General features: G+C 53.0%; 18 protein-coding genes and 1 other annotated feature. Of the genes, 10 read left to right on the top strand and 8 right to left on the bottom strand.

The window, feature by feature from the left end; all coding sequences use genetic code 11:
• Positions 1-18 precede the first annotated feature (18 nt).
• Positions 19-990 (bottom strand): M23 family metallopeptidase, encoded by a 972-nt coding sequence (locus P0X86_RS27530; RefSeq protein WP_009590895.1) that lies wholly within the window; start codon positions 988-990, stop codon positions 19-21.
• A gap of 270 nt (positions 991-1,260) precedes the next feature.
• On the opposite strand from P0X86_RS27530, the gene cls reads away from it, so the two are divergent.
• Both cls and P0X86_RS27520 read left to right on the top strand, forming a co-directional pair.
• Positions 1,261-2,691, top strand: a complete 1,431-nt coding sequence (gene cls / locus P0X86_RS27525; RefSeq protein ID WP_015737305.1) for a cardiolipin synthase — start codon at positions 1,261-1,263, stop codon at positions 2,689-2,691.
• 167 nt (positions 2,692-2,858) lie between these two features.
• A complete protein-coding gene (locus P0X86_RS27520) occupies positions 2,859-3,776 on the top strand; it encodes a YitT family protein (RefSeq protein WP_015737304.1) in 918 nt (305 codons plus the stop codon).
• 59 nt (positions 3,777-3,835) lie between these two features.
• On the opposite strand, the gene P0X86_RS27515 is transcribed toward P0X86_RS27520, so the two are convergent.
• Entirely contained in the window at positions 3,836-4,906 is a 1,071-nt protein-coding gene (locus P0X86_RS27515) for a serine hydrolase domain-containing protein (RefSeq protein ID WP_277746991.1), read from the bottom strand.
• Between the two features lie 44 nt (positions 4,907-4,950).
• On the bottom strand, positions 4,951-5,532 hold the full coding sequence (locus tag P0X86_RS27510) for a TetR/AcrR family transcriptional regulator (RefSeq protein WP_277746990.1): 582 nt from the start codon (positions 5,530-5,532) through the stop codon (positions 4,951-4,953).
• 228 nt (positions 5,533-5,760) lie between these two features.
• Here P0X86_RS27510 and P0X86_RS27505 point away from each other — a divergent pair, with 228 nt between their 5' ends.
• Positions 5,761-6,834 carry an SPL family radical SAM protein gene (locus P0X86_RS27505; RefSeq protein WP_277746989.1) on the top strand — a complete coding sequence of 358 codons (1,074 nt, stop codon included), beginning with the start codon at positions 5,761-5,763 and terminating at the stop codon, positions 6,832-6,834.
• Here the strand turns inward: P0X86_RS27505 and ligD are convergent.
• From ligD to ku, 3 genes are read right to left on the bottom strand one after another with little or no spacing between them, the layout of a single operon-like run.
• On the bottom strand, positions 6,817-7,734 hold the full coding sequence (gene ligD, locus P0X86_RS27500; protein WP_015737300.1) for a non-homologous end-joining DNA ligase: 918 nt from the start codon (positions 7,732-7,734) through the stop codon (positions 6,817-6,819). The genes P0X86_RS27505 and ligD overlap by 18 nt on opposite strands.
• A gap of 5 nt (positions 7,735-7,739) precedes the next feature.
• Complete coding sequence (locus P0X86_RS27495) at positions 7,740-8,645, bottom strand: ATP-dependent DNA ligase (RefSeq protein WP_192570665.1); 906 nt, start codon at positions 8,643-8,645, stop codon at positions 7,740-7,742.
• A 6-nt stretch (positions 8,646-8,651) separates the two neighbouring features.
• Positions 8,652-9,581 carry a non-homologous end joining protein Ku gene (gene ku, locus P0X86_RS27490; protein ID WP_036665180.1) on the bottom strand — a complete coding sequence of 310 codons (930 nt, stop codon included), beginning with the start codon at positions 9,579-9,581 and terminating at the stop codon, positions 8,652-8,654.
• Between the two features lie 208 nt (positions 9,582-9,789).
• Here ku and P0X86_RS27485 point away from each other — a divergent pair, with 208 nt between their 5' ends.
• Both P0X86_RS27485 and P0X86_RS27480 read left to right on the top strand, forming a co-directional pair.
• Complete coding sequence (locus P0X86_RS27485; protein ID WP_213579701.1) at positions 9,790-10,080, top strand: hypothetical protein; 291 nt, start codon at positions 9,790-9,792, stop codon at positions 10,078-10,080.
• Between the two features lie 3 nt (positions 10,081-10,083).
• Positions 10,084-10,266, top strand: a complete 183-nt coding sequence (locus P0X86_RS27480) for an H-type small acid-soluble spore protein (protein ID WP_015737296.1) — start codon at positions 10,084-10,086, stop codon at positions 10,264-10,266.
• Between the two features lie 127 nt (positions 10,267-10,393).
• Here the strand turns inward: P0X86_RS27480 and P0X86_RS27475 are convergent, their stop codons facing one another.
• Positions 10,394-11,575 (bottom strand): epoxide hydrolase family protein, encoded by a 1,182-nt coding sequence (locus tag P0X86_RS27475; RefSeq protein ID WP_277746988.1) that lies wholly within the window; start codon positions 11,573-11,575, stop codon positions 10,394-10,396.
• Positions 11,576-11,835: 260 nt separating this feature from the next.
• On the opposite strand from P0X86_RS27475, the gene tsaE reads away from it, so the two are divergent.
• From tsaE to P0X86_RS27450, 5 genes are all read left to right on the top strand, one after another.
• Positions 11,836-12,306 (top strand): tRNA (adenosine(37)-N6)-threonylcarbamoyltransferase complex ATPase subunit type 1 TsaE, encoded by a 471-nt coding sequence (gene tsaE / locus P0X86_RS27470; protein ID WP_277749097.1) that lies wholly within the window; start codon positions 11,836-11,838, stop codon positions 12,304-12,306.
• On the top strand, positions 12,293-13,084 hold the full coding sequence (gene tsaB / locus P0X86_RS27465) for a tRNA (adenosine(37)-N6)-threonylcarbamoyltransferase complex dimerization subunit type 1 TsaB (protein ID WP_277746987.1): 792 nt from the start codon (positions 12,293-12,295) through the stop codon (positions 13,082-13,084). The genes tsaE and tsaB overlap by 14 nt, the downstream gene beginning before the upstream one ends.
• A 19-nt stretch (positions 13,085-13,103) precedes the next feature.
• Positions 13,104-13,628, top strand: a complete 525-nt coding sequence (rimI, locus tag P0X86_RS27460) for a ribosomal protein S18-alanine N-acetyltransferase (RefSeq protein ID WP_096776542.1) — start codon at positions 13,104-13,106, stop codon at positions 13,626-13,628.
• A complete protein-coding gene (gene tsaD, locus P0X86_RS27455; RefSeq protein WP_277746986.1) occupies positions 13,625-14,668 on the top strand; it encodes a tRNA (adenosine(37)-N6)-threonylcarbamoyltransferase complex transferase subunit TsaD in 1,044 nt (347 codons plus the stop codon). Before rimI ends, tsaD begins: the two co-directional genes overlap by 4 nt.
• Positions 14,669-15,189: 521 nt before the next feature.
• Positions 15,190-15,528: a binding site (T-box leader), on the top strand.
• 164 nt (positions 15,529-15,692) lie between these two features.
• Complete coding sequence (locus P0X86_RS27450; RefSeq protein ID WP_277746985.1) at positions 15,693-17,216, top strand: 2-isopropylmalate synthase; 1,524 nt, start codon at positions 15,693-15,695, stop codon at positions 17,214-17,216.
• Positions 17,217-17,669: 453 nt separating this feature from the next.
• On the opposite strand, the gene P0X86_RS27445 is transcribed toward P0X86_RS27450, so the two are convergent.
• Positions 17,670-19,622, bottom strand: coding sequence for an ABC-F family ATP-binding cassette domain-containing protein (locus P0X86_RS27445; RefSeq protein ID WP_096776538.1), 1,953 nt, complete (start codon positions 19,620-19,622; stop codon positions 17,670-17,672).
• Positions 19,623-19,907: the final 285 nt, after the last annotated feature.

Here is a 19,907-nt window from a genome sequence, read left to right as displayed (position 1 = left end):
CGAAAATGGATGGTGTGCTTATTGCAGATAAGGCAAAGGGTCAATCGTCTGATTGTTTTTGACGACCTGGAAATGAAGGTGAGGGCCCGTGCTTCGCCCGGAGGAGCCCAGCTTGCCAATCGTTTCGCCCTGCTCGACATGATCGCCTGCCGACACGTCCAGGCTGTCCAGATGCATGTACCACGTCTCCAGACCATTCGGATGCCTGATGACGATATACAGCCCCCGCGCTCCGCTGCGTTCCGCTGCCGTCACCTCGCCGGCACCTGCGGCATAGATAGGATCGCCGGTTTTCCCGGCAATATCGATGCCGGCATGATAGGCCGAGCGGCCGGTAAAAGGATCGCTACGATAACCAAAATTCGAGGTGAGCCGCTTGGAGGTGGTCGGCCATAATGAAGGCGTGCCCTCACGCCTTTCCTGGGTTTCCTGGGCCTGATCCAGCGTACGCGGAATATGCTGCTCCATGCGTGAAATCAGCTGCTGCATGTTCTCGAAATCATCCTGGGTCTCCCTGGCGAGGTTTAACATTTCATTCTCATGAACGGCAATGAATTCACCGCCGACATGCTGCTTATCCTCGTCAGCGATGGAGGAGGTCTGGCCGGACAGGCTGCCGTGCTTCTCAATAAACTGCTGAAGCTCCTGCTCCAGCTGCTGAACGCGCTCCATCTGGACCTTTGTTTGCTCTGCTTCACCCGATAGCTGAATGATGGCTTTATTTAGGCGTTCGATGGCTTCATCCTTATCGGTGACCGTCACTTCCATCTTTAAGGCTTCCAGGCTTTTCAGCGTCAGCTGCTGCTCCAGCCCCGAGATGGTCTGAGCCGACTGGATCTGGAGGGAAACGATCAGTCCGGCGATGGACAAAATAGCGGCCGCGGGCACCGCTATCATCAAAGGTTTGGACAGATGGACCTGTTTGACTGAATGCTGGGCATCCCGAAGCACCAGCAAGGTTAAGCGTTGTTTACGGTGTGCGGTTTTCATGGCATCTCCCTTCCATGCATTATTTATGGTTTACAAGGGCACCCGCTAGACTTGGCCAACTCCTTATCTAGTATGTATTCTATTCTTTCGAAGAACATGTCAAAAATTATTAGATAAGAGAACTTATTCAGTATGGCGCCGCATTGGGTAATTGAATAAATACATATGGAATTGGTCAATGATGTAGTGTAGTTAATTGCTTGTCTTTCATTTCAAACGTTTTGACAAAGGGCTGCTCAATATATTATTCATCGTGAGGAGGCTGCCGATATGGTGTGGCTTCTGGTTGCACTTATTACTTTTATTTTGCAGATGGTTGCGGTGCTGCTGCTTGAGTTTCGAAATCCGTCCAAGGCCGTGGCATGGCTGTTTATTTTATTTTGCCTCCCCTTTATCGGGTTTGTACTCTATTTCTTTGTGGCGCAGGATTACCAGAAGCGATTGAAGATTCGCAAGCGGGGTTCCCGTTTGTTTCAGGAAATCAGGGCGCATTTGTGGGATCGGGCGGCGGTCGTCCGAAGAAAAGGAGATATGAACAATCCCGGCTTTCATCATAATGACCGTTTGTTCAATCTGCTCAATCACTTGTCGGAGAGTCCCATCACGGGCTGTAATCAAAGCCGGGTGTTGACCGATGGGGAAGAGACGTATGAGGCCATGCTGAACGCCATGGAGGAGGCCAAGGATCACATTCACGTGGAGTTTTACATCTTTCGCCATGACCGGATCGGCACGAAGTTTCAGGACGTCATGATTCGAAAAGCGCAGGAAGGCGTCAAGGTGCGCCTGGTTTGTGACGGGCTGGGCAGTTATAAACTCAAGAAAACATTCATTCAACGCTTCAAAGAATCGGGAGTGGAGTTCTATTTCTTCCTGCCCGCAATGGTCTCGATGTTCAGCCGCAGAATCAATTACCGGAACCACCGCAAAATTGTCGTCGTGGACGGCACGATCGGTTTTCTGGGCGGCATTAACGTCGGGGACGACTATCTTGGCGAATATCCGAATATGGGCTACTGGCGCGACACGCATCTGGAAGTAAAGGGGGATGCGGTATATTTTCTGCAAAATGTGTTTCTGCACGATTGGAAGCTTGCGTCCGGAGAACGCATTGCGGATTTCGGGCTGTTTCCGGAGCATCAATGCACCGGGGAGGAGCAAGTGCAGATATTGAGCAGCGGACCGGATCTGAACTGGAATGCCATTCAGGAAATGTGCTTCGGGGCGATTTCCGTGGCCAAAGAACGGATATGGATCACCACGCCGTATTTCATTCCCGATGAAGGTATTTATGAAGCCCTGAAGACGGCAGCGGTGAGCGGCGTGGACGTACGGATCATTATTCCGGATCACGCCGATTCCCGCCTCGTCAAGATGGCAAGCTTGTCCTACGTGGAAGAGCTGCTGGCAGCGGGAGTCAAGTTCTACGAGTATGAAAAAGGGTTCATCCATGCCAAGGTGCTCATTGTGGACGAGCTTCTCGGTTCGGTCGGTACGGCGAATATGGATATGCGGAGTTTCTTCTGTAACTTCGAGCTGACGGCCGTGCTGTTCGATCGGCTGCCTATTGAGCGGTTGGTTTCGGATTTTAAGGAAGATCTGCAACATAGCAGGCTTATTGATGCGGAGGTGTTCCGTCAGCGCGGAAGATGGCAGAAAGCGGCCGAAATTATGTGCAGGATGCTGTCGCCATTGTTGTAAAAGTAATATTTTACATGAGATGTGAGAATGACGGAAATCCGAGTAAAAAGCAGGATAAACTGCGAAAAATCTATGTCCCGCTTTTATTTATATGATAGAATATTTATATAGGATCCACTTATAAATATATATTAGCTTGGTTTCATAAAGTTGAACGGGGGAGATTTATGTCAAGTGATGTGAAGATTCTGGCGCAAGTGAAAGCGGAGCAGCAGAAGCCGGAGAATCCCAAGGCAGGCTCAGCGACCTTGAAGCTTCTCCGCCGTCTGGTGTTCTTAACTTTCGGCGCGATTTTGATGGCAGTAGGGCTGGAAATCTTTCTGGTGCCGAACAAGATTATTGACGGAGGGATTACCGGAATCTCGATTATGGTTTCCCATATCACCGATATTCCGCTGGGTGTATTCCTGACTTTGTTCAACCTTCCGTTTTTGTTTATGGGATATAAACAGATCGGAAAAACCTTCGCATTATCCACGCTGTTCGCCGTATTGGTCATGTCCGTCGGCACTTATTTCCTGCATCCCGTCGATCCGATCACGATCGATCCGCTGCTTGCGGCCGTGTTCGGCGGCGTGCTTCTCGGAATCGGGGTCGGCCTTGTTATCCGGTCCGGCGGTTCCTTGGACGGCACGGAAATCGTGGCCATTCTGATCAACAAGAGAACGCCGTTCTCCGTCGGCGAAATCGTGATGTTCATCAACGTATTCATTCTAGGCAGCGCAGGTTTCATTTTCGGCTGGGACCATGCCATGTACTCGCTGATTGCGTATTACCTTGCGTTTAAATTGATCGATATTACCATTGAAGGCATTGATCAATCCAAATCGGTTTGGATTATCAGTGATAAGCATAAGGAGATCGGTGATGCGCTGACCCAGCGTTTGGGACGCGGCGTAACCTACCTCGAAGGCGAGGGCGCTTATTCCGGAGACAGCAAGAAGGTTATCTTTGTGGTTATCACTCGCCTGGAAGAAGCAAAGCTCAAATCCATTGTGGAAGACTGGGACTCCCAGGCCTTCGTAGCCGTCGGCAACATCCATGATGTGAAGGGCGGCCGCTTTAAGAAAAAGGCAATCCATTAATACAATCATTTCAGGCTCCACCCGGTGCGAGAGTTAGCGCGGGCGGAGCCATTTTTTGTTTAAAGAGTATCGGCTTGCAGGCGCAGCGCCTTCTTCTCGCGCACATAATGACGAATGATTCGCGACATGGCCTGCACGGCGGCGGTTTGACCGACGGCCTGGTTCACGGTTCCGGTGAAATAGAGGCCCGACTCCGGGTGATGGAAGGCAAATGCCCCGGATTGGCCCCAGTGGCCGATGAGTCCGCGTCCCAGACTGAAGGGAGATAGCGGCTGTCTTGAAATGCCGATGCCATAGAAGAAGGGGCCGGGAGCAAACAGGAAGTTCCACTGCCTCTGGAGCTCCCCCAAATCACCCAGCGGAAACAAATCCCCGTTAAAAAAGGATCGCAAAAACGTCATCGTTTCCCTTGCCGTGGAGACGATCCCGCCCTCCGCACCGACTGATGCCATATACAAGGGAAGGTCCAGTCGCTTCTGCTTGTAATGGAACGGAACGGGGGACGCATCCTCCGGGTCATGATAAAAATAGGTTTGCGTCAGCTTGAGCTTGTCGAAGATGTATTCCTGGAATACGGCCTGAATGGATTCGCCCTTGATATTCTCGATGATTTGGCCAAGCAGCCGATAGTTGGTGTCGGAATATTGGGCTTTTTTCTGCTGTCCCGGTTTGAATTTAGGCGTTTTCCTTTTGGCCGCGGCCAGGACTTGGTCCAGGCTCCAAGCTCGATCCTTCCCGGCGATCAGATTCGAGAAGACGGTTTCCGAGAAATAGTCCGGGATGCCGGACGTATTGGACATCAAATGCTGAACGGTGATTTCTTCGCCGTAATCCCGGTTCTTAAACCTGTGGAGCCCGGTCATAATCTCTTCGGGCAGGTGCTTGCCAATGGGATCATGGAGCTCCAGCCGCCGCTCGGCGCGTAATTTCAAGAGTACGGCAGTCACGTACAACTTGGTCACGCTGGCAATGAAATAGCGGTCGTCAGGCTGCATATCACCTCCGCTGCCGACTATGGACAATGACCGCTCCTGGTCCTCGACGCACATCACTGTGCTAAACACATTTCTTTTATTGGCGATTTGAGTCACACATGCATCCAGAACCGCTTGCTTCAGGATTGTTCCCATTGCCGTTCTACCTCCCATGAATCGTAATTTTTCTTTCCTTCAGTTTAGATTCCGTTTCCCTCATGTTTCCGGGCATGCGCAGCACGTATGAACGCTTCAGCGGCTTCGTCCATCATATTCATCATCTGCTCGTCATCCACGTTCTTCGTGAACAGATCGTTTGCCACCATGACGCAGAGACCTGTCTGAAACACCTGCATGTTCAATAAAATAGATTGCAGCTCCTGATCCGAAAATCCGCCGAGCTCCTGATCCTGCCTCATCAATCCGATAACTTCGCCCAGTTGTTCCGGCGTATTCTTCATATGGGGATTGTCCTTCATCATGAGGTCCCGATAAAGCACGGGATATTCCTTGGCAAAGCGGAGACTTGCCATGCCGATATCCCGGAACGGCTGTCCGGATTGCTGCTCCATGATCATTCCTCTGGCCACATGGAAGGCTCTTTCGACGACCTGCTGAAGCAGTTCCTGGACGTCGTTGAAATTGACATAGATCGGCGCGATGGAGCTGCCGAGACGTTCGGCTACTTTTCGGATCGTAATGGACTCGATGCCATCCGTTTTGGCAATGTCGAATGCGGCTAGCACGATATCTTGTTTGGTAAACTTCGTTTTTGGTGCCATGATGTCTACAGCTCCTTAGGTTATACATATGTAGAACGATCAATATATATCACTTGATATATATTGATTATAATGAGTAATTGGACCGATTTCAATCCGATTCTCATGAAGCGTTCATGGAATCATGGTTTGTAAATCCAGTAAAACCCACTTATAATAAGAACATATGTTTGTTAAAATAAAGAATAATGACATAGAGCATGGCAGGTCCAGGGAGGAGGAAGCGGAATGGCTCGTACGCAATATGAACGCATAACCACCAAGCAAACATTAAACCGAGTGAAGGAAGAGCGGATGCCCTTCGACTGGTCCATCAATCCGTATCGAGGTTGCGGACATGGCTGCAGCTTTTGCTACGCCCGCGCATTTCAATCGTTTATCGGGATGGGAGCGGAAGACGAGTTCCAGCACCACATTTTTATGAAGTCGAATGCGGCTGAAGCGTTGGAGAAGCAGTTGTCGAGCGCGGTGAGGAAGTTTAACTATGACATTGAAGCGATGCGGAGATCGATCGGACAGGTGACGATCGGAACGGCAACCGACCCGTACCAGCCGATCGAGGGCAAGGAGACCCTTACGCGGGAATGTCTGAAGCTGCTCGCTAAATACCGCATTTCTACCAGCATTACGACGCGTTCTCCGCTCGTATTGAGGGATTTGGATATCTTGACCCGGATGGAGAACGTGTCCGTCAACATGAGTCTCAACACGCTGAGCGGGGACGTCATCCGGAAGCTGGAGCCGGCATCGCCTCATCCGGAGGCCAGGCTTGATGCGATTCACAGATTATCGGCTGCTGGCATTAGAACAGGCTTGTTTGTGGCGCCTGTGCTGCCCTTTTTGACGGACGAGGAGCCGGAACTGAAGGAGCTCTTGTCCCAGGCCAAGGAAAGAGGCGTTTCCTTTGCGATGATCTCCTTGCTGAGACTGTCGCGCGACGTGAAGAAATGGTACCTCGAAACGCTGAAACACCACTTCCCGGAGGTGGTTCAATCCTACCGCGAGTTATATGGGCAAGGCGCTTATGCGGAAGAGCATTACGTTCGTTCCTTCAAGTCGATGGCGTCCAGGCTGTTGAACGAATATGGGCTGAGCGGATTGACCATGAGGGCACCTGCTGCCGTCAACCGGTCCGGACCGGTTGCAGCCTCGGAGAACGATACATCGGATGAAGGGGCCAACGATCACCCTGCGAGGGAATGGGCTGCTCCTGTACGTCCAAGGAAGCTTCCTCAACCGGCGGCCCCGGTTTCCGGAGAGGAGCTTACTCCCGCTGTTGAGCAGCTATCCTTTCCTTTTTGACGCTGCCTTACCCTTTGGCTTCAGATGCCGGATGACATTCTCGATCGGTTGGGGCGGCAGGGTCTGCAGCAGGTCGCCCTTTTCCCTCAGCCGTTCTTCGATGTTCAGCAGGTGAAACTCCGTGGGAGAAACGTCCTGGCGGACTTCGTCCCACGTGAGCGGCGTGGAGACGGTCCCGAGCCGCCGGGCCCGAGGGGTATAAGGAGCGGCGAGCGTCCTCCCGCTGTAGTGCTGAAGATAATCGAAGTAGATTTTATCGCCGCGGTTCTTCTTCAGCCGCTCGATGGTGAACAGCTTCGGGAACTTCTCCGTCACGTATTGGCCCACGAATTGGCCAACCGTTCGAAGTTCATCGAACGTTACGCCTTCCGGAATCGGAACGATGATCTGCACTCCGGTCGCTCCCGAGGTTTTCGGGACGGAGGACAGGCCCAGGGAGCTCAGCACGTCCCCTACAATAGCCGTCGCCTCCATAATCCGGGGCTCCTCCGGGAGCGTGGGATCCAAATCGATCATCCATTCGCAGGGCAGATGGCTGCCTGCCAGATGCAGGGAAGGGTGAAACTCAAGCGCAGCCAGATTCCCCAGCCAGAGCAGCTCAGGCAGCCCGTTGAGCAGCACGTAGTTAATATTTTCGTGCACATAAGTCTGAACAAAGGGCGGCAGCGGCTCGGGTGCATTTTTCTGGTAGAAGGATTCGCCTTGGGCTCCGTGCGGATACCGGATGGTCGTGAGCAGCCTGCCCCGGCAGTACCGGAGCAAGAAAGGCGAGATGGCCGCAAGCTTTTGCAAATACATTGCCTTGGTAATGCCGACCTCCGGCCACAGCGGTTTGTCGGGATTCGTAATTTGAATCTCTTGCCCCTCGATCGTCAGGGTGCCTTTAACGGTACGAGCCATATGGTTTACACCCCCTCAATCGATACGAGTTTGGGATGGCGCATCATGCCATCCTGGCTCCACTCGAGAAATGTGACCTGGACTGATAAAGGCTGGCTAAGCCAGGCCAGCTGTTCTTTCTTCAGGTCGGTATGGAGCGTTCTCCATACCGCGTCAGCACGATGGCTTTCGGCATATTGCAGCAGTTTCTTCTTCGTTTGCTCATTGAGCCCCAGGGAAGCCCGGCCGATGTAGTTCCCATCGTCGTCTGCGATGACGAGGCTGGCTACGCGACCTTCCCTGATGATCATGGCGACGGCGGAGGCTGCCATGTTCACGGCAATTTTCTTTTTGTACCAATCCCGATGCTTTTTGCCCTCACGGTATGGCGAGGAGAGGCGCTTCATGACAATGCCCTCCCAACCGCGCTGTTCCGCCCAGTCCCATAACGGTTCGCCTTCAAGAAACAGATCGGCGGTCAGCAGGCCCGGAATGTCGGAAACCGTCTCCTTGAGACGATGATGACGTTCCAGATAAGGCAGCTTGCGCAAGTCCTCGTCGCCATCCACCAAGATATCGAACAGCACATAAGTAAACAGAGGAGCGCTCGTACTGACCGTACGTGAACGCTCCCGCTGAAGAACCTTCTGAAAGACGGGGCGGCCAAGCTCCGGATGAAAATACACGACCTCGCCATCCAGGAGAAGACGCCGATCCTGCAGGACGGATAATGCCTGAACGACTTCGGGGTACAGGGATGTTTTGTCGAGCAGCTTGCGGGAATACAGGGATACGCGGTTCTGGTCAAGCCCGGCCAGAATGCGTACGCCATCCCATTTCAGCTGATAACCCCAATCTTCGCCCGTCGTAATCTGATCCGTCGAGATCGGAGCCATCGGCTCTTTCGGCAGCAAATTTTGCAACTGTCCCATGCGGCTTTAGGATGGAGAATCGGATTTCTTGGATTTGGTCGTCCGGCGTTTCGGCTTCGGTGCATCCGCGTCAGCTTCCCCGCCGCTGACCTTGGCTGCAGGCTCTTTGGCAGCGGTCTTCCGGGTCGTTTTACGCGGCTTCGGCTTGGTGCCCGGGTCCGTTCCGATCGGCTTAACGGCCTCGATGCTGGCCTGAAGGGCCGCCATCAGATCCACAACGTTGGTCTCCTGACGGGCAGGGGCAATCTTGATCTCTTCGCCGGACACTTTGCTGTTGATCAGGTCCAGCAGGCGTTCGCGATAATCATCCGTATATTTTTCAGGGTCAAAGGGAGTCGACAACTGGTCAATCAGCAGTTTGGCCATATCCAGCTCTTTGGCGTTGACCTCGGTTCGCTCAGGCAAATTCGGGACCTGCGAAATCGGTCGGATTTCATCCGGGTAGAAAATCGTCTCGATCGACAGGCATTCATCCAGCACGCGAATCGCAGCCAAACTGCTCTTGGAGCGAATGGCAATTTTGGCGATGCCGATTTTGCCGGACTGCTTCATCGCTTCCAGCAGCAGCCGGTATGCATTTGCACCTGCTTGATCCGGCGAGAGATAGTAGGTCTTCTGGAAGTAGATCGGATCGATCTCGGTCAGATCGACAAAGTCCAGAATGGTGATGTTTTTGCTGTTCGCTTCGGCGAGCTGCTCCAGCTCTTCTTTTTCGAACAACACGAATTTCCCCTTCTCGTACTCATAGCCCTTCGTAATCTCCTCCCAGGCAACCTCCTCTTCACATACCGGACATTTGCGGATGTAGGAGAGCGGGCTGCCGCACTCCTTGTGAATGTACCGCATCGAAATATCCTTGTCTTCCGTAGCCGAGAACATCTTCACCGGCACGTGCACCAGACCAAAGCTGATCGCGCCCTTCCAAACCGTATGCATTCTATGAAACCTCCTATCAAGTTCTAATATGTTTTGGGTATGACCGTGTAGTAAACGCAATAAACGACGACTATAAATTTTTGAACTACCTCTATTAGTGTGCCCAAAAAAAGACTCTAGTATGAGTTATAGCTCAGGATTGCATAATTAGAACCTGTTTGTGGCATATTGACGATGAACGCTGCCTGTAAAAGGAGGTAATCTTCTCATGATGGAGTCTAGAGAAACCGAAACGTCGGAAGAGATACAGAAGGACAGAGCCTCGGACCATTCCGCATCCGAACCGGTGAACGGCGACATGGTGGATTGGAACAGCCTGACCTCGGAGGAGAGCGAGATCTCTCGGGAATCTACCATGTTCGATATTGACCGGATGATTAACGAAGGCCTTGGCGGAGGCAATGTCACGATGGATAACGGACTGATCGGCTCATCCACCACCGACACGATGGAGGTCGTGGACGAATCGCCAAGAGAACCGGAAGAAGGAGGATCATAACGTATGGAGATGCAGCGCGCCGTGGAGATTTTTAACTCCAAGGATACTTACAAGGTGAACCTGGAAGGGGAGCCAGTCTGGATCGAGCAGATCGATCCGCAGAACGGGATGGCTACCGTTCAGGTTGGTTCCCGTCCGACCAACACGCTGACGGTGAATGTGGACCGGCTGAAGGAAGGCGAATAGCCTGATTAAAGGGGCTTAGCTTCCTTGCAGAAGCTTGAAATGGCAATGGCATGAAAACACACCTTGTTCGGGGTTCCGTACTGTCGGAAACCGGATAAGGTGTGTTTGGTTTGCGTATAATTTGCCGTTAACGCAGCCCTCTGAAAAATAATTGGATATCATCCATCAGCAGATCAGGAGCTTCTAATGCGGCGAAATGGCCGCCCCGGTCGAACTCCGACCAGTGCACGATGTTGTATTGGCGCTTGACCATACTGCGGATCGAGAGGTCCTTAGGGAAAACCGCGACGCCGGTAGGTACCGAGGAATACGGTGCCGGCGCTCCCCAATTGCCGGCGCTTTCTTTATAGATTCTTGCAGATGAGCCTGCTGTTGCCGTCAGCCAGTAGATCGAGACATTCGTAAGAAGGAGATCAAGGTCTACCGCCTCTTCAGGAAGACCTGCGGTTGGATCGGTCCACTCCTTAAACTTCTCTACAATCCATGCTAGCTGCCCAACCGGGGAATCCGTTAAGCTGTAGGATAGTGTCTGGGGTCTGGTCGCTTGCAAAATGGCATAGCCGGACCCGTCAAAGCCGCCTCCGGCTAATTCATCATAGCGCAGCTGCTCTGCAGCGGTGAGGTTCTCGGTTTCAGCCGGATCGCCGCTCGGAAACACCGACAAACCATTGCAATGAACGCCAACGATACGCTCTGCGGCAATCCGGCCAAGCTCAGCTGAAACCATACATCCCGTATCCCCTCCTTGAGCTCCATAACGTTCATACCCTAGTCGAAGCATAAGTTCATCCCATGCTTTTGCCACGCGCTCGATATTCCATCCCCGTTCCTTTGTGTGCCCGGAGAAGCCGAAACCCGGGAGGGAGGGAATAACGAGATGGAAAGCGTCGGACGGATTTCCGCCGTACTTGCTTGGGTTGGTGAGCGGTTCAAGCATATGCATAAACTCCACGACCGATCCCGGCCAGCCATGGGTAACGATTAGAGGCAGCGCATCGGGTTCAGGTGAGCGAACATGCAGGAAGTGAATGTTTTGTCCATCGATCGTGGTCGTAAATTGTGGGAATTGATTCAACATGGTTTCATATTTACGCCAATCGTACGAATCCTTCCAATAGGCGGACAGCTTCTTCAAGTAAGGAAGCGGCATGCCATAATCCCATTGGTTATCCTCCAGATCATCAGGCCAGCGGGTACGGCCCAAACGTTCCTTTAGATCCATCAGGTCCGCCTCCGGAATTTGAATGCGAAAGGGAGTTATGGTCGTTTCTGAAAAAGAGATTACATTCGGTTGATTTGTTCCGTTCATTGTCATCCTCCTATGGTTTTTTATCATGGTTCCTCCGGGTGCTGGTTTTACTATAGTGCTTGAACTTTGACTGCATCGTGTCAGTGTTTGAAATTCGTGTAACCCTTTCTTTTTTCATCTCTGCCAATCCAGAAAAACGCATGTTCTTGCAGCGGATTGGGAGGACCGATATAATGAAGATCAAGTATTTTGAGATATGGGCAAACTAAATAAAGGGTGGGTTATCAGTGAATAATGGCCGTACGGAGGGCCGGTTTCGAATGACTTCAAGCAGTCTGGAGGAGACGGAGCAGCTTGCTGCTTGGCTGGCCGCGAGAGCGGAGCCGGGGACCGTCATCGGTCTGGACGGGGATCTTGGAGCAGGAAAAACGGCATTCTCCCAACAATTTGCACGGCACCTTGGGGTGAACGGGGTTGTGAATAGTCCGACGTTTACCATTATTAAAGAATATGAGGGGCGTCTGCCGCTCTACCATATGGATGTATACCGTTTGTCGGTCGATGAGGCGGATGAGCTTGGGCTGGACGAATATTTTTATGGTGACGGGGTTTGTCTCGTGGAATGGAGCAGCCTGATCACCGAGCTTATGCCTGAGCAGTATCTTCATATCCAGCTAGAAACGACGGGCGAAACGAACCGGATCATCACACTTTCAAGCCAGGGCGGGCCTTATGGCGAGTGGTGCCGGGATTTGAATGAAAAATGGGGTAGCACGAATGAACAACAATGACAAAAAGCCGCAGCAGCGGTTTTTGGCGCTGGATACGTCGACGGCTTCGCTGGCGGTATCCGTGATGGAGCAGGACAAGCTGCTGTCGGAGGTTAACACGAATGCGGACCGCAACCACTCGGTGCACCTGCACCCCGTGATGGAGCAGGCGCTGGCGGAAGCCGGCATCGGCATGGACCAGGTAGACGGCATTGCCGTAGGAGTGGGACCGGGTTCCTATACGGGCATCCGCATAGCGGTGACCGCAGCCAAAACATTGGCATGGGCCAATCAGCTTCCGGTCGTCGGGGTATCCAGCCTGCATGCTTTGGCATGGGGGGGCTTGAAATCCGGATGGAGCGAGACGGCGGCAGAAATGGGAGTCCACTGGGTCGTTCCGCTGCTGGATGCCAGACGGGGACAAGTGTATACGGCATTATTCGCTGCCGATTCAAAACGCCAAGCGGAAGCGCCGGTACGTATGGAGACGGACGGCATCCGCCTGATGCAGTCCTGGGTGGAAGCCATAGAGGAACGAATCGGCAAGCTGCCTGAAGGGGAGCGCCCGGTCTGCATATGGTTTATCGGGGAAGTGGAGCTTCATGCGGAGGCCGCTCGAGGTCTGGAGCCGTGGTTTGGAGACAGGCTCCGGATTCATCCGTACTCGCTGGAGGGCCGCTGGATGGGGTATCTGGGAGCAGCCAGATTACTCGCCGGGGAAGCGGATGATGTGCATACCTTGGTGCCCAATTATACACAGCTTTCCGAAGCGGAAGCGAACCTGCTGCGCAAGCGGTGAAGGGAGCGTAGGATTCGTAATGGACGAGCAGAAGAAGCCGGCGGACGGTGAAGAAGGTTTGTCCTTCCGGCTGATGACCCTGGAGGATATACCGGAGGTTCTCAAGGTGGAGCGCGAAGCGTTTACCGTGCCCTGGACCGAGGAAGCTTTTCATAATGAGCTGAAACTGAATCATTTTGCGCGTTATATGATTATGGAATACGAAGGCCGAACCGTAGGGTATGCCGGCATGTGGACAATCGTGGATGAAGCGCACGTCACGAATATTGCCCTGCTGGAGCAGTATCGCGGACGCAAGTGGGGCGATCGGCTGCTGACCGAACTGATGAAGACCGCTGCCTATATGGGGATGGAGAAAATGACGCTCGAGGTCCGGGTGTCCAATCACGTTGCCCAGCGTTTATATATCAAAAAAGGGTTTAAACCAGCCGGTGTCCGGAAGGGGTATTATTCCGATAACCAGGAAGACGCACTCATCATGTGGGCAGATCTGCCCCCTTATCGGGAGGACGATGGCGAGGAAGGAAGTCAAAGGCTATCATGAAGGATGAAAAAATAGACCGGCAGCACAGCTGCATTTTGGCGATAGAAACGAGCTGCGATGAAACCTCGGTTGCCGTCGTAAAGGATGGCTGCGAGGTATTGTCCAGCGTCATTGCCAGCCAGATTGAAACGCATAAAGCATTCGGCGGGGTGGTGCCCGAGGTGGCCTCCCGTAAGCATGTGGAGAGCATTACGTTAATTATTGAGCAGGCCGTAGCCGAGGCCGGGATCGAAATGAAGGATTTGTCGGCGATCGCCGTCACGCAGGGTCCCGGTTTGGTCGGAGCGCTTCTCGTGGGCGTCATGGCGGCCAAAAGCCTGGCCTTTGCGCTGGGCAAGCCGCTGATCGGCACGCATCATATTGCGGGTCATATTTACGCAAACCGCTTTGTGGGCGACATCGCCTATCCTTGCATGGCGCTGGTTGTTTCAGGCGGCCATACCGAGCTGGTCTACATGAAAGACGAGGGCAGCTTTGAGTTAATCGGCAGGACGCGGGATGACGCGGTTGGCGAAGCGTACGACAAGGTGGCAAGGGCGCTTGGATTCCCGTATCCGGGAGGCCCACATGTCGACCGAATGGCCTTGGAAGCCGAGGAAGTCGTGGATCTTCCCCGCGTATGGCTGGAGCCGGATTCTTATGACTTTAGCTTCAGCGGTTTGAAATCGGCTGTATTAAATGTCGTCAATCAGAGCAAAATGCGTGGAGAGGACGTTCGGACGGAAGCGATAGCCCGGGGCTTTCAGGAATCCGTCGTGGAGGTGCTTGTGGAGAAGGCGGTTCGCGCGGTCAAAGCATACGATGCCAAACAGCTGCTGCTGTGCGGGGGCGTAGCCGCCAATCGCGGACTTCGTCAAGCATTGTCCGAGCGGTGCGGGCAGGAAGGAATCCCGCAGACGATCCCGCCATTTCAATATTGCACCGATAACGGAGCGATGATTGCGGCCGCGGCGCATTTGAAATGGAAGCGGGAGAGCTTTACGCCGCTGGATATGAAGGCTGATCCGCAAATGTCGCTGGAATTTTGGGCTGAACATTAAGCTAAAGCTTCTTGACACGTCTCTGTCCAGAACGTATAATCATGATCAAATTCCAGAATGTTGAAACGCAAAGAACAGGACCAGTAAGGTGAACCTTGGATGAAGAGAGCTGCGGGACGGTGCAACGCAGACGACAGGAGCCTGAACTCACCTGGGAGCGGAGCAGGGGAACCTCGCGCAATGAAATGCCTCTAAGGCAGAGATGACATTGCGGAGCTTGACCTTGCTACGGGATGGCCTCCGTGAGAACGGCTGCGCACAAATCCTTTGTGATTTGGCGATGGAGGGGGCTTTAAGGTCCGGGTTTGCAATGACCTAGGATTTAGAGTCAACAAGAGTGGTACCGCGATAGGATAGCCTGTCGTCTCTTGCATAAGAGATGGCAGGCTTTTTTGCATGGTGAGGCAGCGGGAACTCGGATCAGGCAGAAGGCGTATAACAACGAAGAAGCGCTTAAAGAGTTAAAGATACCCGGTAAAGGGAGCCGGATATCAGGAAGCTTTTGCATAACAGCATATCGTATAAACGCGATGAACGGGAGCAGTAGAAGGGAGCTGTCTACAGAGAGCTGCGGTTTTGGTGCAACGCAGCGGCAGCAAGCTTCGAATCTCGCCCGGGAGCGGAAGAGGGAACGTCTGCAGGTCGGATGATTTGATCGATCCGGATCGAATGCCAAGAATGCAGATAGGACTCTCTTACGGCGTTCCTCCGTCATCGGGAAGTCCATTCTCTTCATGACCCGGCCGGCATGAGGAGATCGTGGACGGTGAGTGGACACGTGCGTGCGTCAGCATCGCTGAACAGCATGGCGTGTCAATTAGAGTGGTACCACGGAGGGTCTTTAGCCCGTCGTCTCTTATGATATAAGAGATGGCGGGCTTTTTTGCTGCCGGCAGCAGCAGGGTGGGAGGCGGACGCAAGTCGACGTGCGGACGTGCATTGAACATAACCAGTTGGATAGAACAACGGAATCCAATCGAATGAAAATCAGGGTTGTACCCTAACGAAGGAGGAATATCGGAAGATGAATGAATCCAAGAGAACGATCCGAATTTTCGATACGACATTGCGGGACGGAGAACAGGCACCAGGGGCAAGTCTCCAGCCCGAGCAGAAGATGGTGCTGGCCGGAAAGCTGGCGGAATTGGGCGTTGACGTGATGGAGCCCGGGTTTCCGGTGTCCAGTCCCGGAGAGTTCGCCGCTGTGCAGGCCATTTCAAGGCAGCTGCAGCAGGTGGAGATTTGCGGGTTCGCGCGAGCGGTAAAAGGGGATATTGATGCGGCCGTCAAGGCAACCCAGGATGCGGCGAGAAGGCGGATTCACCTGTTTATTTCCTCTTCCGACATCCATCTTCGCCACCAGTTGCGCATGAGCCGTCCGGAAGTCGTGGCAAGGGCGCGTGAAATGACGGCTTATGCGAGGCAATTCAGCGATGTGGTGGAATTCACGGCGATGGATGCTTCCCGAACGGTCATCGACGACCTGATCGAAATGGTGGAGGCCGTTATCGAAGAGGGAGCCACGATCATCAATCTGCCGGATACGGTCGGATATGCGCTTCCGAACGAATACGGCGAGATGTTCCGGCGGGTGCGGGAAGGCGCCCGAGGCGGGAAGAGGGTCGCCTACAGTGCCCACTGCCATAACGATCTCGGTTTAGCCGTGGCCAACAGCCTGGCCGCGATCGAGAACGGCGCGAGTCAAATTGAGGTCACCGTGAACGGGGTGGGCGAACGTGCAGGCAACTGCGCGCTGGAAGAGCTTGTCATGGCTCTATCTACCCGGGGTGACATGCTGCGGGCAGAGACGGGCATTACGGCCGAGAAGCTGTACGAGGTATCCCGCCTCGTCAGCGGTGCGATGCATTTTCCGATCGCCTTCAATAAGCCCGTGGTCGGCCGGAACGCCTTCCAGCATGAATCCGGCATTCACCAGGACGGTCTTCTGAAGGATCGTAGCACCTACGAGATTATGGATCCGGAGAAGCTGGGCATTCCGCGAAGCATGATCGTACTGGGCAAGCACTCCGGCCGCCATGCCCTGAAGGACCGCTTGGCCCGTTACGGTGTCCGGCTCGAGGGAGCCGAGATGGAATCCCTGTACGATACCTTCAAGGAAACGGCTGACCGTCAAAAGGTGGTCAGCGATGATCAGCTGCTGCAGATGGTCAGCCGCACATTGGGCAAGCCGGCTCAGGTGTACGAACTGTCCGAGGCGCAGGTCATTTCCGGCACGGGAAGCAGCAGGGTTGCCGCGGTTACGCTGCGCCAATTGAGCGAGCAGACGGAAGCCACCTACTCCAGCGTGGCGGACGGTCCCGTGCAAGCCGTCATATCGGCGATCAGCCAAGGAATCAGCAGCGACATCCGGTTTGGCGATCTGGAGCTGCATTCTTTAAGCAGCGGCGAGGACGCGCATGCCGAAGCGGCGGTAACGGTGGAGAAGGCCGGCAAGATCTTCCGCGGCACGGCCGTGCACCAGGATATCGTCATGGCCGCAGGCTTGGCATACGTTGCGGCATGCAACTCGGCGTTAATGTCGGTTTAGGCATCGAAGCGATTAAGGGACCTCAGCTGCTTACATTTACTTAGATTGGCACAAGCGACCTTCAACCCGGAACGGGGAAGGTCGCTTTTTTCCAAAATAATAAAAGGTAGGCCCTATATAGGAGCTAAATATATAGAACATCAAACACTGTCAAGTTGTGAACAACGTTATCCACATATTCGCCAAAAAATGTGCATAACCGAGAAAAATGTCGATAAATCGGTCTTTTGCAAGACGCTGAAAAGAGGGGACAGGATTTTCAAATTCCCCGGTGGAAACTGTGGATAATGTGAATAACTTAGTGGATAAAGCTGGATATAGGACCGGGGATCCGCGTATAACAACAAAAAAATGGCCATTTCGGCCATTTTCATGATAAACTTATGCACCATTCCTGGGGATAAGTTTGTGTATAATCGTAAATCTTCATTTGAAACACTTTTGTGAATTTTTTTAGGCTTCCAGCAATGACTCCCATTCGGCAAATATTTGCTCAAGCTGACTCTTTTTCTCCTCTAACGACTGTTGCCGTTCTTGGAGCGCCATATAATCCTGATAGATCTCCGGCAAGGTCATTTCGGTTTCCAATTGGGTAATGTCCGATTCCAGGACATGAATTTGCTCCTCCAAGCTGGCAAGCCTGCGCTGACGGTTTCGTTCCTCCCGTTTCGCCTGCTTCTCGGCTTCGAAGGAAACGGCCCCTTGCTTCTCAGGCAGAGCCTCGGCTTTCCCTTCCTGTTTCAGGGTGTGGCGGGCAAACGGCTCGGATGGCTCGTTGTCCATATCAAGAATTTCCTGCTTTTTCTCCGTATAGTCGTCATAATTACCCAGGAAATGTTGAATGCCGTCCGGATGAAGCTCGATGATGCGTTCCGCCATTTTATTAAGGAAGTAACGGTCATGGGATATGAACAATAAAGTGCCCTCGTAATCCATGAGTGCCGATTCCAGCACCTCTTTCGCAAACAAGTCAAGATGGTTCGTCGGTTCGTCCAAGATGAGCATGTTGGCTTCCAGAAGCATGAGCTTGGCAAGCGAGACGCGTGCTTTTTCCCCGCCGCTTAAGGAGCTGATCTTCTTGAGGACATCTTCGCCGCTGAAGAGGAAATTGCCCAGAACGGTACGAATGCGGGCTTCCTCCATATGCGGATAGGTGCCCCACAGCTCTTCCAGGACGGTGTTGCTTGGGTTCAGCTCGGATTGCTCCTGATCGTAATAGCCGATCTTCACTTTTGTACCCCATTGCAGCGACCCCGCCGTCGGCTTCATGGTACCGATCAAGCATTTCAGAAGCGTCGATTTGCCCACCCCGTTGGGTCCGATCAAAGCTACGGTTTCCCCGCGGCTGAGATCAAAGGAAACTTGCCGAAACAGCGGTTTGTCCTGCTCGAACGCAAGCGACAGATCACGTACGTGAAGGACGTCTTTCCCTGACATATACTCGGCTTCAAAAGAAAAATGAGCTTTCTTGAGATCGCCCAGCGGTTTGTCGAGCCGCTCCATTTTATCCAGCGCTTTGCGGCGGCTCTGCGCACGCTTGGTCGTAGAGGCCCGTACCAGGTTTCGCTGAATGAAGTTCTCCATGCGGGAGATCTCATCCTGCTGCTTCTCGTATTGCTTCAGCTGGGATTCGTATTCGGCTGCTTTCAGCTCAATGTACCGGCTGTAGTTGCCGGTATATTTTTTGGAATGGCGGCGTTCGATCTCCACGATGGTGGTCACGAGCCGATCCAGGAAATACCGGTCATGGGAAACGACGAGCAGCGAGCCGGAATAACCGCGCAAATAATCCTCCAGCCAGGTGAGGGTTGCGATATCCAGATGGTTGGTCGGTTCGTCCAGCATCAGCAGGTCGGGTGCCTGCAGCAGTATTTTTGCAAGGGCCAGCCTTGTCTTCTGCCCGCCGCTTAACGTGGCAATGGACGTATCCGGTGAAAAGCTGCCGAATCCCATGCCGTGCAGCACGCTGCGTATGCGTGTTTCGATCTCATATCCGCCTTGATCCTTGAACCAGTCCGAGCGGACCGCATAACGATCCAGAAGCTCCTGGTATTTCTTCGGATCTTCGCTCGACTTGGGGTCGGCGATCTGCTCCTCCATCTGACGAAGCTCACGCTCCATCTCCAGCAGGGGAGTAAAGACATCCAGCATCTCGTTCCATATGGAGGAATCGGACTGAAGCCCGCTGTTCTGGGCAAGATAACCGACGGTGGTTTCCTTGGCTTTGAAGATTTGTCCGCCATCATAGGACATCTCGCCGGCCAAAATTTTAAGCAGCGTCGATTTCCCGGCTCCATTGACTCCGACGAGGCCGATTCTTTCGCGTTCAAGGACTTGCAGATTGATCCCGTCCAGGACGGGCGTAACGCCATATAATTTCGTAATGCCATTGGCTTGCAGCAGCATGTTATGTGAAACCTCCATCTTTCTATATGATTCTTCCAATAATTCTTCATTATAAGAAAAAACGACTTCCGACGTACATGCTCCGACAGAACGCGCGTAGACGCTGTTTTATGGCAATCTGAATGATCGCGTGCTTTGGAGTTTATGCGTTTCTTCTATCTTAAATTAAGTGTACATGAAAATGACCGAACAATCGACCATGATTGGCGACTTCCGTCATTCTTGGCTAAAGGAAGGAACAGTGGTAAACTAAACTTAATTATAAGCGTGAGAGGAAAGATCACG

Source organism: Paenibacillus sp. BR1-192 (genome assembly GCF_029542445.1).
Lineage (GTDB): Bacteria > Bacillota > Bacilli > Paenibacillales > Paenibacillaceae > Paenibacillus_AQ > Paenibacillus_AQ lautus_A.
This window is presented reverse-complemented; position numbering and strand designations above follow the sequence as displayed.

What these genes read in the sequence shown, in the direction of transcription:
- P0X86_RS27485 (WP_213579701.1), top strand. Translation starts at nt 9,790, where the DNA reads ATGATGGAGTCTAGAGAAACCGAAACGTCGGAAGAGATACAGAAGGAC.
- P0X86_RS27450 (WP_277746985.1), top strand. Translation starts at nt 15,693, where the DNA reads ATGAATGAATCCAAGAGAACGATCCGAATTTTCGATACGACATTGCGG.
- ku (WP_036665180.1), bottom strand. Translation starts at nt 9,581, where the DNA reads ATGCATACGGTTTGGAAGGGCGCGATCAGCTTTGGTCTGGTGCACGTG.
- P0X86_RS27530 (WP_009590895.1), bottom strand. Translation starts at nt 990, where the DNA reads ATGAAAACCGCACACCGTAAACAACGCTTAACCTTGCTGGTGCTTCGG.
- P0X86_RS27495 (WP_192570665.1), bottom strand. Translation starts at nt 8,645, where the DNA reads ATGGGACAGTTGCAAAATTTGCTGCCGAAAGAGCCGATGGCTCCGATC.
- ligD (WP_015737300.1), bottom strand. Translation starts at nt 7,734, where the DNA reads ATGGCTCGTACCGTTAAAGGCACCCTGACGATCGAGGGGCAAGAGATT.
- P0X86_RS27475 (WP_277746988.1), bottom strand. Translation starts at nt 11,575, where the DNA reads ATGAACGGAACAAATCAACCGAATGTAATCTCTTTTTCAGAAACGACC.
- P0X86_RS27445 (WP_096776538.1), bottom strand. Translation starts at nt 19,622, where the DNA reads ATGCTGCTGCAAGCCAATGGCATTACGAAATTATATGGCGTTACGCCC.
- P0X86_RS27480 (WP_015737296.1), top strand. Translation starts at nt 10,084, where the DNA reads ATGGAGATGCAGCGCGCCGTGGAGATTTTTAACTCCAAGGATACTTAC.
- P0X86_RS27520 (WP_015737304.1), top strand. Translation starts at nt 2,859, where the DNA reads ATGTCAAGTGATGTGAAGATTCTGGCGCAAGTGAAAGCGGAGCAGCAG.
- P0X86_RS27505 (WP_277746989.1), top strand. Translation starts at nt 5,761, where the DNA reads ATGGCTCGTACGCAATATGAACGCATAACCACCAAGCAAACATTAAAC.
- tsaB (WP_277746987.1), top strand. Translation starts at nt 12,293, where the DNA reads ATGAACAACAATGACAAAAAGCCGCAGCAGCGGTTTTTGGCGCTGGAT.
- P0X86_RS27510 (WP_277746990.1), bottom strand. Translation starts at nt 5,532, where the DNA reads ATGGCACCAAAAACGAAGTTTACCAAACAAGATATCGTGCTAGCCGCA.
- P0X86_RS27515 (WP_277746991.1), bottom strand. Translation starts at nt 4,906, where the DNA reads ATGGGAACAATCCTGAAGCAAGCGGTTCTGGATGCATGTGTGACTCAA.
- rimI (WP_096776542.1), top strand. Translation starts at nt 13,104, where the DNA reads ATGGACGAGCAGAAGAAGCCGGCGGACGGTGAAGAAGGTTTGTCCTTC.
- tsaD (WP_277746986.1), top strand. Translation starts at nt 13,625, where the DNA reads ATGAAGGATGAAAAAATAGACCGGCAGCACAGCTGCATTTTGGCGATA.
- cls (WP_015737305.1), top strand. Translation starts at nt 1,261, where the DNA reads ATGGTGTGGCTTCTGGTTGCACTTATTACTTTTATTTTGCAGATGGTT.
- tsaE (WP_277749097.1), top strand. Translation starts at nt 11,836, where the DNA reads ATGACTTCAAGCAGTCTGGAGGAGACGGAGCAGCTTGCTGCTTGGCTG.